Here is a 13,363-nt window from a genome sequence, read left to right as displayed (position 1 = left end):
CGGCGAGCGCACCGACCCATGATCGAGATCCTGTACCAGGACGACGCGCTGATCGCGGTGAACAAGCCCGCGAACCTTGCCGTGCATCGCTCGAAGATGGTGGGCAACGCCGAGGAATTCCTGATCGACCTGTTGCGCGAACAGATCGGCGACAACGTCTACCTGGCCCACCGGCTCGACCGCGCCACCAGTGGCGTGCTGCTGGTGGCGCGCAGCAAGGAGGTCGCCGCCGCGCTGGGCGAACAGTTCATGGCCCGCAGCATCCACAAGCAGTACCTCGTGGTGGTGCGCGGCTGGCCCGAACCGGGCGAAGAGGTGATCGACTATCCGCTGCCCGGCTCGCGCGAAACCGGCCCACGCCGCGAGGCACGCACCCGCTACCGGCGCCTCGCCACCATCGAGGTGCCGATCGAACTGGGCCGCTATCCGCAGCAGCGCTACGCGCTGGTTCTCGCCGAACCCGAAAGCGGCCGCTTCCGCCAGATCCGCAAGCACCTGGCGCATATCCACCACCCGGTGATCGGCGATTGCCAGCACGGCCGCGGCGACCACAACCGCCTGTACAAGCAGCATTTCGGCTGTCATCGGATGCTGCTGCACGCATGGCGGCTGGATTTCCACCACCCGGTCACCGGCGTGCCGATGCAGCTGGAAGCTCCGCTGGATGAGGCTTACACGCACCTGCTCGCCCGGTTCGGCTGGCCCCGGCCCGAGGACATCGAAGCACCGGCGAACGACTTCCCGCCACCCCTCGGTCCGTCCTGAGCGTCGCCGCACGGAGGCCAAGTCGAGGAGCACACGGCGCCACGCCCGGCCCACACGGGAAGAAGCCCGTCTCTCGCCCCGCCTTTCGCTTGCCCGTAAACTGCCTGGCATGTTGACCGTCAGCCACATCATCACCCTGCCCGAGTCCGAGCTCGTCGAGCGCTTCCTGCGCGCCGACGGCCCCGGCGGACAGCATGTGAATCGCACCGAGAGTGCGGTGGAGCTGCGCTTCGACGTGGTCAGCTCGCCGTCGCTGCCTGAGGATATCCGCACGCGTCTGCTGGAGCGCCGCGATCGCCGGCTGACCGCCGAAGGCGTGCTGGTGATCCAGGGCCGCCGCTTCCGCGATCAGGGCCGCAATCGCGACGACGTGCGCGAGCGCCTGGTGGAGATCATCCGCGGCGTGCTGGTGCCGCCGAAGAAGCGCCTGGCCACCCGCCCCACCCGCGCCTCGAAGGAACGTCGCCTGGTGGGCAAGCAGCAACGCGGCCAGATCAAGCAGTCCCGTTCACGCAAGCCGGATCTCGAATGAAGGGACAACTGCCCAGCCCCGGGCAACTGCCGCCGGGCATGCCGCATCTGGCCGACAACTGGCGCCGCCGACTCTGTCGAGGCGTACTTCGCCTGTGCGGCTGGAGCCTGGTCGGCGAGTTTCCCGACGTGCGCCGCGCCGTGCTGATCGCCGCACCGCACTCGTCGTGGTGGGATGGCGTGTGGGGCCTGCTGATGAAGGTCGGCATCGGCGCCGACATCCATTTCATGGGCAAGCAGGAGCTGTTCCGCGGCCCGCTGGGCAAGCTGCTGCTGAAGCTGGGCGGCATGCCGATCGACCGCGGCGCCGCCAAGGGCGTGGTCGAGCAGATGATCGACCAGTTGCAGCAGCACGAATCGCTGTGGCTGGGCATCGCGCCCGAAGGCACGCGCAAGCCGGTGGCGCGCTGGAAGAGCGGCTTCTGGCGCATCGCCCACGAGGCCGGCGTACCCATCGTCACGGCCTGGTTCAACTATCCGGACAAGACCATCGGCGTCGGCCCGCTGTTCCACACCAGCGACGACCTGGAGGCGGACCTCGCCCGCCTGCGCGCGTTCTATGCGCCGTTCCGGGGCAAGCACCGCAACGTGTGACCGGATGCGGGCGCGCCCTGCCGCCGCGTCAACGCTGCGAATGGCCCGGATCGTCGTGTTCGCGATGGGTCAGCAGGCCGGGCCGCACCAGGTCGATGAAGGCCCGCGCCTCGGCGCTGAGGAACTTGCCCTTGCGCATCACCACGCCGTAGCTGCGCTGGGGGAAGAACTGCTTCATGTTGCGCACCGCCAGCCGTTCGCTGTCGACGGCGGTGATGCAGATGCCGGTGACGATGGAGATGCCCATGCCCATCGCCACGTACTCCTTGATCACGTCCCAGCCGCCGACCTCGATCGCCACGTGGAATGGCACCTGCTGCTGCTGGAACACCAGGTCGACCAGGCGGTAGGTGGACAGCCGCTGTGGCGGCAGGATCAGGCCGTAAGGTGACAGGTCTTCCAGGGTGATCTTTTCCTTGGCCGCCAGCGGATGACCCGGCGGCATGATCAGCATCGGGTCGTAGTGCTGCACCGGCGCCCAGGCGATGTCGTTGGGAACGTCGAGCATCGAGCCCACGGCGAAGTCGGCCTCGTCCGCGCGCAGCATCGCCATGCCGTCCTTGCCGGTGACGTTGGCCAGCTGCAGCTGCACCGCGGGGAAGCGCTCGCGGTAGCGGCGCACCAGGTCGGGCAGCAGGTACTGGATGGTCGAGGTGCCGGCGGCGATGGTCAGGCGGCCGGCCTGCAGTCCCTTCACCCTGGCCTGGAAGTCGCGGTCCAGCGTGTCCCAGCCTTCGACCAACGGCCGCGCCAGTTCATACAACGCCTCGCCTGCGTCGGTGAGGTTGATGCGGCGCCGGCGCCGTTCCAGCAGGCTCATGCCGAGTTCCCGCTCCAGCGCCTGCAATTGCAGGCTGATGGTGGGTTGCGACAGGTACAGCGCCTCGGCCGCGCGGGTCAGCGTACCCAGCTTCACCACGCTGACAAAGGCACGCAACTGCTTGTGCCGATTGCCTTTGTAGTAATAGCGCCCGCCGTTCTCCGTCGACGCGACCTCGCCGCGCTTCTTTGCTGCGCTGCGGCGCGGCTTTTTCGGTCCGTTCAGCGACGCGTCGTGCTTTTTCATCGCCATATTTCAATATCTTGGAGTACGTATTGCATTTGCTCATAGTAATGATTGAAACATTCACTTTGTCAAATAGCTGATTTGTACCTAGCTTCGAGTCATTCCCGACACGGAGCGACACCATGGCAGTACCGCAGGAAAGACTCGAACTCGGCGCCATCGAGATTCATGCCGACGCGGCCGGTTACGCGAGCATCCTGACCCCGGCAGCGCTGGCCTTGCTGGCCCGGCTGCACCGCCGCTTCGAACCGACCCGCCAGAAGTTGCTGCAGGCGCGGCGCGAGCGCCAGGCGACGTACGACGCCGGCGGCCTGCCCGACTTCCGCGCCGACACGGCGGCGATCCGCGAATCGGACTGGAGCGTGGCGCCGATCCCGCCGGCGCTGCGTGACCGTCGCGTCGAGATCACCGGCCCGGTCGAGCGCAAGATGATCATCAACGCGCTGAATTCCGGCGCGAAGGTGTTCATGGCCGACTTCGAGGACTCCTCGGCGCCGACCTTCGCCAACCAGCTCGACGGCCAGCTCAACCTGCGCGACGCGGTGAATGGCTCGATCGACTTCACCTCACCCGAGGGCAAGCACTACCGCGTGGGCGACAACCCCGCCGTGCTGGTGGTGCGCCCCCGCGGCTGGCACCTGCACGACAAGTTCTTCAGCGTGGATGGCGAGCCGATGTCCGGCGCCCTGGTCGACTTCGCCCTGTTCGTGCTGCACAACGCCCGCGCCCTGCACAGCCGTGACCGCGGCCCGTATTTCTACCTGCCGAAACTCGAGGCGATGGAGGAGGCCGCGCTGTGGGACGCGGTGATGGCCGACGCCGAGAACGAACTGCAGCTGCCGGTAGGCACGATGAAGGCCACCGTGCTGATCGAGACGCTGCCGGCGGCGTTCCAGATGCACGAGATTCTGCATGCGCTGCGCCGTCGCGCGGTCGGCCTCAATTGCGGCCGCTGGGATTACATCTTTTCCTACCTGAAAACCCTGCGCGGCCATCGCGACCGCCTGCTGCCCGAGCGCAGCCAGGTGCAGATGACCGCGCCGTTCCTGAAGGCGTATTCCGAACTGCTGATCCAGACCTGCCATCGTCGCGGCGCGTTCGCGATGGGCGGCATGGCCGCGCAGATCCCGATCAAGGGCGACGAAGCCGCCAACGAGGCGGCGCTGGCCAAGGTGCGCGCCGACAAGCTGCGCGAGGTGCAGGCCGGCCACGACGGCACTTGGGTGGCGCACCCGGCGCTGGTGGCCGTGGCGCAGCAGGTCTTCGACCAGCACATGCCCGGCGCCAACCAGCTCGGCGTGCTGCGCCAGGACGTGCAGGTCAGCCGCGAACAGCTGCTCGCCGCGCCCAACGGCACCATCACCCGCGCCGGCTTCGACAACAACGTCGAGGTGTGCCTGCGCTACACCGCCGCCTGGCTCGATGGCCTGGGCTGCGTGCCGATCCATCACCTGATGGAAGACGCCGCCACCGCCGAGATTGCCCGCGCCCAGTTGTGGCAGTGGCTGCATCACGCCGACGGGTCGCACGCGGAGGCCCTGGCATTCCCCGACCACGCACCGATCGACTTCGCCCTGTTCGACCACGCACTGGCCTGCCACACCCACCGACTGCGCGACAGCCAGCATCCCGGCGCCGCCCGCGCCGACGCGGCCGCTGCCCTGCTCTCGGCGATGACCCACGCCGACGTGCTCGGCGACTTCCTCACCCTGCCCGCCTACGACCAGCTTTGATTTTTTCCCTTCTCCCTCCGGGAGAAGGTGCCCGAAGGGCGGATGAGGGTACGAGGTCGAATGCGCTGCCGCGCTTCGCCCGAACCCTCTCCCCAACCCCTCTCCCGTAGGGAGAGGGGCTCAATACCACGGAGCCATGCCATGAAGACCACGACCCTGCCGACCGCCGAACAGATCACCCTGGACTGGAACAACGACCCGCGCTGGACCGGCGTGCAGCGCAACTACTCCGCCGAAGACGTGGTGCGCCTGCGCGGCACCGTGCACGTGGAGCACTCGCTGGCCCGCCATGGTGCCGAGCGGCTGTGGAAATCGCTGCACAAGGAAGACTTCGTCAATGCGCTGGGTGCGCTCACCGGCAATCAGGCGATGCAGCAGGTCAAGGCCGGCCTGCAGGCGATTTACCTGAGCGGCTGGCAAGTCGCCGCCGACGCCAACGTGGCCGGCGAGATGTATCCCGACCAGTCGCTGTACCCGGCCAATTCGGTGCCGCTGGTGGTGAAGCGGATCAACAACACCTTGCTGCGCGCCGATCAATTGCATCATGCCGAAGGCAAGGACGACTGCGACTGGCTGGTGCCGATCGTGGCCGACGCCGAGGCCGGCTTCGGCGGCGTGCTGAACGCGTTCGAGCTGATGAAGGCGATGATCGAGGCCGGCGCCGCCGGCGTGCATTTCGAGGACCAGCTGGCCAGCGTGAAGAAGTGCGGCCACATGGGCGGCAAGGTGCTGGTGCCGACCCGCGAGGCGGTCGACAAGTTGAACGCGGCGCGCCTGGCCGCCGACGTGGCCGGCGTGCCGACCCTGCTGGTGGCGCGCACCGACGCCGACGCCGCCGACCTGCTCACCTCGGACATCGACGACAACGACAAGGCCTTCATCACCGGCGAACGCACCGTCGAAGGCTTCTTCCGCGTCAGGCCCGGCCTGGACCAGGCGATCAGCCGCGGCCTCGCCTACGCGCCGTACGCCGACCTGATCTGGTGCGAGACCAGCAAGCCGAACCTGGACGACGCGCGCCGCTTCGCCGAGGCGATCCACGCGAAGTTCCCCGGCAAGATGCTGGCCTACAACTGCTCGCCCAGCTTCAACTGGAAGAAGAACCTGGACGACGCCACCATCGCCAACTTCCAGAAGGAACTGGGTGCGATGGGCTACAAGTTCCAGTTCATCACCCTGGCCGGCTTCCACAGCCTCAACTACGGCATGTTCGACCTGGCGCACGGTTACGCCCGCCGCCAGATGAGCGCCTTCGTCGAACTGCAGGAAAAGGAATTCGCCGCCGCCGACCGCGGCTTCACCGCGGTGAAGCACCAGCGCGAAGTGGGCACCGGCTACTTCGACGCCGTGACCCAGGCGATCCAGCAGGGACAGTCGTCGACCACCGCGCTGAAAGGCTCGACCGAAGAAGCCCAGTTCAAGCAGGCTTCGGCGGCCTGAAGAACGCGTAGGGGCGCACCCTGTGCGCCCCTACGCCGCCGCTGCCGGCGGCACCAGCGCGATCACGGTCCAGCCGGGCTTCGGCTCCAGTTCGCGCTTGGCCGAGGCCACCCGCAGGGCGCCCTTTTCCTCGACGCCGAACATCAGCACCGTGTTCGAGCCGTATTGCTCGATGAAGTGCGGCCAGTCGAAGGTGGCGCTGAGCCGGGTCGACTTGATCCGCCAGCCCTGTTCCAGCATGTCGGCGAAGCGCCCGTGGGTCATCGTCTCGTCGAACAGTGGCGGCGCCAGCAGGCTGCCGGCGAGCGCGGCGCGGTCGGTGTTTTCCTGGGGCGTGAGGTTGCGCAGGCGGTAGACCCTTTCGCGCCCGAATTCCTGCCGGTAGTGCACGCAGGCCAGCGAGTTGCGCTCGCGATGGGTCGATACCGCCAGCAACCGGCCGATGCCGGTGAGGTCCAGATGACGCTCGGCATGCGGCGAGGCGGGGTTGCCGAAGAAGGTGCTGCGTCCCTCCATCCGCGCGAGGCGGATGCCATCCCAGTCGTCGTCGGCCAGCACCACGCGGAAGCCTGCCTCGTCCAGCGCCTTGCCGATCGCGCGCGCCACGACGTCGGAACCGAAGATCAACAGACCGCGCGGCTCCGGCTCGGCGACCTTCAGCCAGATCGCCAGCGGACGGGCGGTGGCGCTCTGCAGGATCACGGTGCCGATGATCAGGGTGAACACCAGCGGCACCAGCGCCTCGGCACCGGCCACGCCCAGGGCGTCGAGGCGCAGCGCGAACAGCGCCGACACCGATGCGGCCACGATGCCGCGCGGCGCCACCCAGCCGATCAGCGCGCGCTCGCGCCAGCTCAGGCTGCTGCCGAAGCTGGCGATCGCCACGGTCACCGGCCGCACCAGCAGTTGCGCGATCACGAACAGGGTGATGCCGGCGCCCAGCATGCCGTCGGGCAACGGCCATTGCAGCCGGGCGGCGAGCAGGACGAACAGCAGCGACACCAGCACCGTGGTCAGGCTTTCCTTGAAATCCAGGATGTCGTCGATGTGCACGCCGCGCAGGTTGCCCAGCGCGATGCCCATGATCGTCACCGCCAGCAGGCCCGACTCGTGGGTCAGCGTGTTGGAGACGCTGAAGGCCAGCAGCACGGCGGCCAGCACCGCGTAGTTCTGCAGGTATTCGGGAATCATCTGGCGACGCAGGAAGAACGCCATCGTCCACGCCGACAGCGCACCGATACCCACGCCACAGCCGATCGTGGCAACGAAGATGCCGATGGTGTGCCCTTCCTGGCGCGACACGATGGCCTCGTAGATCAGCACCGCGAACAGTGCGCCCAGCGGGTCGATCACGATGCCTTCCCAGCGCAGCGTGTTGGCGATGCGGGCATTCGGGCGCAGGGTGCGCAGCATCGGCGCGATCACCGTCGGCCCGGTCACGCAGGCCAGCGCGCCGAACAGCAGGGCGATCGGCCAGGCCAGTCCGGCGACGAGATGGGCGGCCAGCGCCAGCAGCAGCAGCGACGCCACCGCGCCGTAACTGACCAGCCCGCGCACCGCCTTGCCGATGCCCGGCAATTCGTGGAAGCGCAAGGTCAGGCTGCCTTCGAACAGGATCAGCGCGACCGACAGCGAGACCATCGGGAACAGCAGTTCGCCCAGCAGCTTGTCCGGCTGCAGCACGCCGCTGACCGGCCCCAGGATGATTCCGGCCAGCAGCAGGAACACGATTGCCGGCAGTTTCACCCGCCATGCCAGCCACTGCGCCAGGAAGCCGATCACCAGCATGCCGGCGAGCATCAGGCTGAGCTCGATAGTCATCGCATTCCCTGGGAAGATCCGGGCGCTATCGAAACATGCGCGCTCCTGGACGTCCAGTCACGCAGGTTTTCGCCATCGCTCAGAAGCGGCGGTACTGCAGCGCCTCGGCCAGGTGCTCGCGTTCGAGCAGGGCGGCGCCGCCGTCCAGGTCGGCGATCGTGCGGGCCACCCGCAGCACGCGGTGATAGGCGCGCGCGGACAGGCCCAGCCGCTCCAGCGCGGCCTCGAACCAGCGCCGCTCGGGTGCGCCCAACGCGCAATCGCGCTCCAGCTCACGGGTGCTGATTTCCGCATTGGGCCGACCCGCCCGCATCAGCGATTGCCGTCGCGCGTTGAGCACGCGCGCGCGCACCGTGGCGGAGTCCTCGTCGCGGTCGCTGCGCGGCGCACCCAGGTCGGCCAGGGGCACGGGCGGCACTTCCACGCACAGGTCGATGCGATCCAGCAACGGGCCGGAAATGCGTCCGCGATAGCGCTGGATCTGATCGGGCGTGCACTGGCAGCGGGGGTCGCCGGCGTAACCGCAGGGGCACGGATTCATCGCCGCCACCAACTGGAACTGGGCCGGAAAAGTCGACTGCCGCGCCGCCCGCGAGATCATGATGTGGCCAGATTCCATCGGCTCGCGCAGCACTTCCAGCACGTGCCGGCTGAATTCCGGCAGTTCGTCGAGGAACAGCACGCCGTTGTGCGCCAGCGACACCTCGCCCGGTCGCGGATACGAACCGCCGCCGACCAGGGCCACCGCGGACGCCGTGTGATGGGGGGAACGGAACGGGCGCCGTCGCCAGTGCGCCAGGTCGGTCGTCTGGCCGGCCACCGACAGCACGGCGCAGGTCTCCAGCGCTTCGGACTCGCTCAGCGGCGGCAGGATGCCGGGCAGGCGTTCGGCCAGCATGGTCTTGCCGGTGCCGGGCGGGCCGATCAGCAGCAGGTGGTGGCCACCCACGGCGGTGATTTCCAGCGCGCGACGCGCCTGCAATTGTCCACGCACGTCGGCAAGGTCGGGGCCGTCTTCCGCGCCGCCGTTGCTGGGAATGCCGACCGGCATCGACAGCTCGTGGGCGCCGCGCAACCAGCCGCAGACCTCGGCCAGCGTATCGGCCACGCGCACGTCGACATCGGCCACCAGCGCCGCTTCGGCGGCGTTCTCCCGCGGCACCACCACCCGGCGCCCGCGCGCCCGCGCGCGCAGCAGGGCCGGCAGTACGCCGGATACGCTGCGCAGCGTGCCGCTCAGAGCCAGTTCGCCGAGGAATTCACAGTCGTCGAGTTTCTCGCGCGGCACCTGGCCGCTGGCGGCAAGAATGCCCAGCGCGATCGGCAGGTCGAACCGGCCGCCGTCCTTGGGCAGTTCCGCCGGCGCCAGATTCACGGTGACGCGGCGACCGGGGTATTCGAACGCGGTGTTCTGGATCGCCACGCGCACGCGATCGCGGGCCTCGCGCACCGCAGCCTCGGGCAGGCCGACGATGTTGGTACACGGCAGACCACCGGAAAGATGCACCTCGACCATCACTTGCGGCGCGGCGATCCCTTCCTGCGCACGGCTGAGGGTAACGGCAAGACTCATGCGGCCGCGGGTCGATGGAGCAACGGGAGGGGAAACATGGAGGGCGTGGCGCTGAGGGGCATGGACATGGAACGGCTCCATCAGCAACGCTGAATAAATAACCGCCTCCGATCGTTCTCGGGGTGAGGGTGACGGATCGGAGGCGGCTCCCGGGAGGCGGTTTTACGAACCCGCGCGGGCAGCCACTGCGGCCTCCAACTGGGCCACGTGTCGCTCCAATTCGTCGACCTTGGCGCGCGTACGCGCCAGTACCTGGGACTGGACTTCGAATTCTTCGCGGGTGACCAGGTCGAGGCGGCGCAATCCCTGCGCCAGAACATCTTGGAAGTTGGTTCGCAAATCCTGATGCGCCTGTGCCAACCCTGGCGGTACCAACGACACAAGTCGCAGGGCAATCTGGTCGATATCCTGCCTATCCATCATGGATAGCGCCTCGCACTCGTCGGATTGAATATTAGGTGAATGCAAATCGGCGTCGCCATCGGTACGCTCCATCAATAATTGTAAGGATTGTCCTACACCCGTCGCGATCAGGCGACAATGTTCCGGCAGGCAGGCAAAATGGCCCTCCGACGCAATCGATGCCCTGGCAAGGAACCAAACCCATGAAGCTGGTCGTGGCGATCATCAAGCCGTTCAAGCTGGACGATGTCCGCGAGGCGTTGGCGGAGGTGGGTCTGCAGGGCATCACGGTGACCGAGGTGAAGGGTTTCGGCCGCCAGAAGGGGCACACCGAGCTCTATCGCGGTGCCGAATACGTGGTGGACTTCCTGCCCAAGATCAAGCTGGAAGTGGCGGTGGCCGATGATCAGCTGGACCGGGTGCTGGAGGCGATCCAGAACTCCGCCCGCACCGGCAAGATCGGTGACGGCAAGATCTTCGTCAGCACGCTGGAACAGGTGATCCGCATCCGCACCGGCGAGCTGGATCACGACGCGCTGTAATTTTTTGGCAGCCCGCGCCAGCGCTCGCCGCAAGCGGCTTTCGCCCCGACTTATGCACAACTTGTTGGGTTGACCCTGTCCGGGCCACCCGATATGTTGTGTCCGTCGGTGCCCGACCAGATGCGACATCGGTCGGGCTTAAAAGGGAATCCGGTGTAACTCCGGAACTGCCCCGCAGCGGTAAAGCGGAAACGAACGCCCCCACATGCACTGGCCCTCAGCGGCTGGGAAGCGGGAGCAACTAGGCGGATCGCTCTGATCCTCGTCCGCAAGTCCGAAGACCTGCCGACACAGCGGGACGAACGTGTCCCGTTGCGTAGTGACGGCTTCCGCGGGGAAGTGCGTCGTGAGGCGGTCGCCGCATGGCGTCCGCTTGCGCGTCGCCTCCGGAATCCGTCGCTATCAGGCCCTGCGCGCGGGAGCAGGCGTTTGATGTCCTTCGCCGGAGCCAACCGCCATGCAAGCCCTCGATACCGCCGAACGCGAGCGCGCCGTCGCGCGCGCCGAATCCCCCAGCCCGTCCGCCGATGAAGCCGCGTTCGCGCTGACCCCGCCGCACAGCGCGGCCTCCATGCACGTGACCAAGCGCAACGGTGGCCAGGAAGCCGTCGATGTCAACAAGATCGTGCGCGCGGTGACGCGCAGCGCCGAAGGTTTGCACGGCGTCGATCCGCTACGGGTCGCGCTGAAGACCATCGGCGGCCTGTACGACGGCGCCACCACGCAGGAACTCGATCAGCTGTCGATCCGCACCGCAGCCGCCTTGACCGCGGAGGAGCCCGAGTACGGCCAGCTCGCCGCGCGCCTGCTCGGCGCCTACATCGACAAGGAGGTCAGCGGCCAGGAAATCCAGAGCTACTCGCAGTCGATCGCGCGCGGTGCCGAGCTGGGCATCCTCAACGATCGTTTGCGCGACTTCGTGGCCGCCAACGCGCGCAAGTTGAACGACGCGATCGACCCGCTGGCCACCCGCCGTTTCGAATACTTCGGTCTGCGCACGGTGTACGACCGCTACCTGCTGCGCCACCCGCGGCAGCGCCTGGTGATCGAGACGCCGCAGCACTTCTTCATGCGCATCGCTTGTGCGCTGGGCGGCAACGAGATCGGTGAGACGCTCGAACTCTACCGGCTGCTGTCCTCGCTGGAATACATCGCCAGCTCGCCCACCCTGTTCAACGCCGGCACCGCGCACGAGCAGCTCAGCTCGTGCTACCTGCTCGATTCGCCGGTCGATTCGCTGGAGTCGATCTACGACAAGTACGCCGACGTGGCCAAGCTCAGCAAGTTCGCCGGCGGCATTGGCCTGGCCTATTCGCGGGTGCGTTCGCGCGGCTCGCTGATCCGCGGCACCAACGGCCACTCGAATGGCCTGCTACCGTGGCTGAAGACGCTGGATGCATCAGTCGCCGCGGTGAACCAGGGCGGCAAGCGCAAGGGCGCGGCCTGCGTGTATCTGGAATCATGGCACGCCGACATCGAGGATTTCCTCGAACTGCGCGACAACACCGGCGACGATGCGCGCCGCGCGCACAATCTCAACATCGCGAACTGGATTCCCGACGAATTCATGCGCCGGGTCGAGAGCGACGGCGACTGGTCGCTGTTCGATCCGAAAGTGGTGCCGCACTTCGTCGACAGCTGGGGCGAGGCGTTCGACGCCGCGTACCGCAAGGCCGAAGCCGACGGCCTCGCGGTGAAAACCGTGAAGGCACGCGAGCTGTACGCCCGCATGATGCGCACGCTGGCGCAGACCGGCAACGGCTGGATGACGTTCAAGGATCGCTGCAATGCCACGTCCAACCAGACGGCCAAACCCGAAAACGTGATCCACCTGTCCAACCTGTGCACCGAGATTCTCGAAGTCAGCTCGGTCAATGAGACGGCCGTGTGCAACCTCGGCTCGGTGAACCTGGCGCGGCACGTGCGCGATGGCGCGTTCGACTTCGAACAACTCGCCTCGACCGTGCGCACGGCAGTGCGCCAGCTCAATCGGGTGATCGACCTCAACTACTACCCGATCGCCACCGCGCGCACCGCGAACATGAAGTGGCGGCCGGTGGGCCTCGGCGTGATGGGTCTGCAGGACGTGTTCTTCAAGCTGCGCCTGCCGTTCGACTCGGCCGAGGCGCTGGCGCTGTCCACCCGAATCGCTGAGGAGATCTACTTCAACGCGCTGTCGCAGTCGTGCGAACTGGCCGAAGCCGAAGGCGCCCATCCCGGTTTCGCCGAAAGCCGCGCGGCCAGCGGCGGGCTGCAGTTCGACCACTGGCCGCAGGCCACGCCACACGACGACACGCGCTGGGATGCGCTGCGCGAACAGATCAGGCAACACGGCCTGCGCAACTCGTTGCTGATCGCGATCGCGCCCACCGCAACGATCGCGTCCATCGCCGGCTGCTACGAATGCATCGAGCCGCAGGTGAGCAACCTGTTCAAGCGCGAGACGCTGTCCGGCGATTTCCTGCAGGTGAACCGCCATCTGGCCGACGAACTGAAGGCGCTGGGATTATGGACGCCCGAAGTTCGCGACGCGATCAAGCTGGCGGAAGGCTCCGTGCAAGGCATCAACGCGCTCCCCGAGCGCCTGCGCCAGATCTACCGCACCGTATGGGAACTGCCGCAGAAGGCGCTGATCGAACTGGCCGCTTCGCGCGGCGCATACATCGACCAGAGCCAGTCGCTGAACCTGTTCATGGAAAACCCGAACATCGGCCAGCTGAGCTCGATGTACATGTACGCGTGGAAGGCCGGCATCAAGACTACCTACTACCTGCGCTCGCGACCGGCGACGAAGATCGCCAAGACCACCGTCTCGTCGTTGCCCGACCAGGCCCAGGCCACCGCCGCGGTGTTTTGTTCACTGGAGAACCCGGAGTATTGCGAAGCCTGCCAATAA

Annotated in this window: 11 protein-coding genes and 1 riboswitch; of the genes, 7 read left to right on the top strand and 4 right to left on the bottom strand. The window is 67.1% G+C overall.

Features of this window, described 5'->3' with window-relative positions; all coding sequences use genetic code 11:
• Window positions 1-18: 18 nt before the first annotated feature.
• The 3 genes from ASD55_RS02155 (at window position 19) to ASD55_RS02145 (ending at window position 1,890) form a co-directional block, all read left to right on the top strand.
• Window positions 19-765 (top strand): pseudouridine synthase, encoded by a 747-nt coding sequence (locus ASD55_RS02155; RefSeq protein ID WP_056763403.1) that lies wholly within the window; start codon window positions 19-21, stop codon window positions 763-765.
• 109 nt (window positions 766-874) lie between these two features.
• The gene (gene arfB, locus ASD55_RS02150; protein ID WP_056763401.1) at window positions 875-1,297 is read left to right on the top strand and encodes an alternative ribosome rescue aminoacyl-tRNA hydrolase ArfB; all 423 of its coding nucleotides are present in this window, start codon (window positions 875-877) and stop codon (window positions 1,295-1,297) included.
• Complete coding sequence (locus ASD55_RS02145) at window positions 1,294-1,890, top strand: 1-acyl-sn-glycerol-3-phosphate acyltransferase (protein ID WP_056763399.1); 597 nt, start codon at window positions 1,294-1,296, stop codon at window positions 1,888-1,890. The genes arfB and ASD55_RS02145 overlap by 4 nt, the downstream gene beginning before the upstream one ends.
• 28 nt (window positions 1,891-1,918) lie before the next feature.
• Here the strand turns inward: ASD55_RS02145 and ASD55_RS02140 are convergent, their stop codons facing one another.
• On the bottom strand, window positions 1,919-2,956 hold the full coding sequence (locus tag ASD55_RS02140) for a LysR family transcriptional regulator (protein ID WP_056764428.1): 1,038 nt from the start codon (window positions 2,954-2,956) through the stop codon (window positions 1,919-1,921).
• A gap of 122 nt (window positions 2,957-3,078) precedes the next feature.
• Between ASD55_RS02140 and aceB the strand changes: the two genes are divergently transcribed.
• Together aceB and aceA are read left to right on the top strand one after the other, a co-directional pair.
• Window positions 3,079-4,689, top strand: a complete 1,611-nt coding sequence (aceB, locus tag ASD55_RS02135; RefSeq protein ID WP_056763397.1) for a malate synthase A — start codon at window positions 3,079-3,081, stop codon at window positions 4,687-4,689.
• A gap of 141 nt (window positions 4,690-4,830) precedes the next feature.
• Window positions 4,831-6,129 (top strand): isocitrate lyase, encoded by a 1,299-nt coding sequence (gene aceA / locus ASD55_RS02130; protein ID WP_056763396.1) that lies wholly within the window; start codon window positions 4,831-4,833, stop codon window positions 6,127-6,129.
• A 30-nt stretch (window positions 6,130-6,159) separates the two neighbouring features.
• Here aceA and ASD55_RS02125 read toward each other — a convergent pair whose 3' ends face one another.
• From ASD55_RS02125 to ASD55_RS02115, 3 genes are all read right to left on the bottom strand, one after another.
• Window positions 6,160-7,950, bottom strand: a complete 1,791-nt coding sequence (locus ASD55_RS02125) for a sodium:proton antiporter (RefSeq protein ID WP_056763394.1) — start codon at window positions 7,948-7,950, stop codon at window positions 6,160-6,162.
• A 79-nt stretch (window positions 7,951-8,029) separates the two neighbouring features.
• Window positions 8,030-9,523: a YifB family Mg chelatase-like AAA ATPase gene (locus ASD55_RS02120; RefSeq protein WP_082542621.1), complete on the bottom strand. Its 1,494-nt coding sequence runs from the start codon at window positions 9,521-9,523 to the stop codon at window positions 8,030-8,032.
• Between the two features lie 162 nt (window positions 9,524-9,685).
• Window positions 9,686-9,946, bottom strand: a complete 261-nt coding sequence (locus ASD55_RS02115; protein WP_040672624.1) for an accessory factor UbiK family protein — start codon at window positions 9,944-9,946, stop codon at window positions 9,686-9,688.
• A gap of 182 nt (window positions 9,947-10,128) precedes the next feature.
• Here ASD55_RS02115 and glnK point away from each other — a divergent pair, with 182 nt between their 5' ends.
• Together glnK and ASD55_RS02105 are read left to right on the top strand one after the other, a co-directional pair.
• On the top strand, window positions 10,129-10,467 hold the full coding sequence (gene glnK, locus ASD55_RS02110; RefSeq protein ID WP_056717431.1) for a P-II family nitrogen regulator: 339 nt from the start codon (window positions 10,129-10,131) through the stop codon (window positions 10,465-10,467).
• An 89-nt stretch (window positions 10,468-10,556) separates the two neighbouring features.
• A riboswitch (cobalamin riboswitch) is annotated at window positions 10,557-10,772 on the top strand.
• A gap of 152 nt (window positions 10,773-10,924) precedes the next feature.
• Complete coding sequence (locus ASD55_RS02105) at window positions 10,925-13,363, top strand: ribonucleoside-diphosphate reductase subunit alpha (RefSeq protein WP_082542620.1); 2,439 nt, start codon at window positions 10,925-10,927, stop codon at window positions 13,361-13,363.

The sequence above is a fragment of the Rhodanobacter sp. Root561 genome (assembly GCF_001427365.1).
In the GTDB taxonomy this organism is placed as follows: Bacteria; Pseudomonadota; Gammaproteobacteria; order Xanthomonadales; family Rhodanobacteraceae; genus Rhodanobacter.
Note: the sequence above shows the minus strand (reverse complement) of the source record. Positions and strands in the feature narration are given on the sequence as shown.

Excerpts from the sequence above, each read along its gene's own strand:
- ASD55_RS02155 (WP_056763403.1), top strand. The coding sequence starts at position 19 with ATGATCGAGATCCTGTACCAGGACGACGCGCTGATCGCGGTGAACAAG.
- arfB (WP_056763401.1), top strand. The coding sequence starts at position 875 with ATGTTGACCGTCAGCCACATCATCACCCTGCCCGAGTCCGAGCTCGTC.
- ASD55_RS02145 (WP_056763399.1), top strand. The coding sequence starts at position 1,294 with ATGAAGGGACAACTGCCCAGCCCCGGGCAACTGCCGCCGGGCATGCCG.
- ASD55_RS02140 (WP_056764428.1), bottom strand. The coding sequence starts at position 2,956 with ATGAAAAAGCACGACGCGTCGCTGAACGGACCGAAAAAGCCGCGCCGC.
- aceB (WP_056763397.1), top strand. The coding sequence starts at position 3,079 with ATGGCAGTACCGCAGGAAAGACTCGAACTCGGCGCCATCGAGATTCAT.
- aceA (WP_056763396.1), top strand. The coding sequence starts at position 4,831 with ATGAAGACCACGACCCTGCCGACCGCCGAACAGATCACCCTGGACTGG.
- ASD55_RS02125 (WP_056763394.1), bottom strand. The coding sequence starts at position 7,950 with ATGACTATCGAGCTCAGCCTGATGCTCGCCGGCATGCTGGTGATCGGC.
- ASD55_RS02120 (WP_082542621.1), bottom strand. The coding sequence starts at position 9,523 with ATGAGTCTTGCCGTTACCCTCAGCCGTGCGCAGGAAGGGATCGCCGCG.
- ASD55_RS02115 (WP_040672624.1), bottom strand. The coding sequence starts at position 9,946 with ATGATGGATAGGCAGGATATCGACCAGATTGCCCTGCGACTTGTGTCG.
- glnK (WP_056717431.1), top strand. The coding sequence starts at position 10,129 with ATGAAGCTGGTCGTGGCGATCATCAAGCCGTTCAAGCTGGACGATGTC.
- ASD55_RS02105 (WP_082542620.1), top strand. The coding sequence starts at position 10,925 with ATGCAAGCCCTCGATACCGCCGAACGCGAGCGCGCCGTCGCGCGCGCC.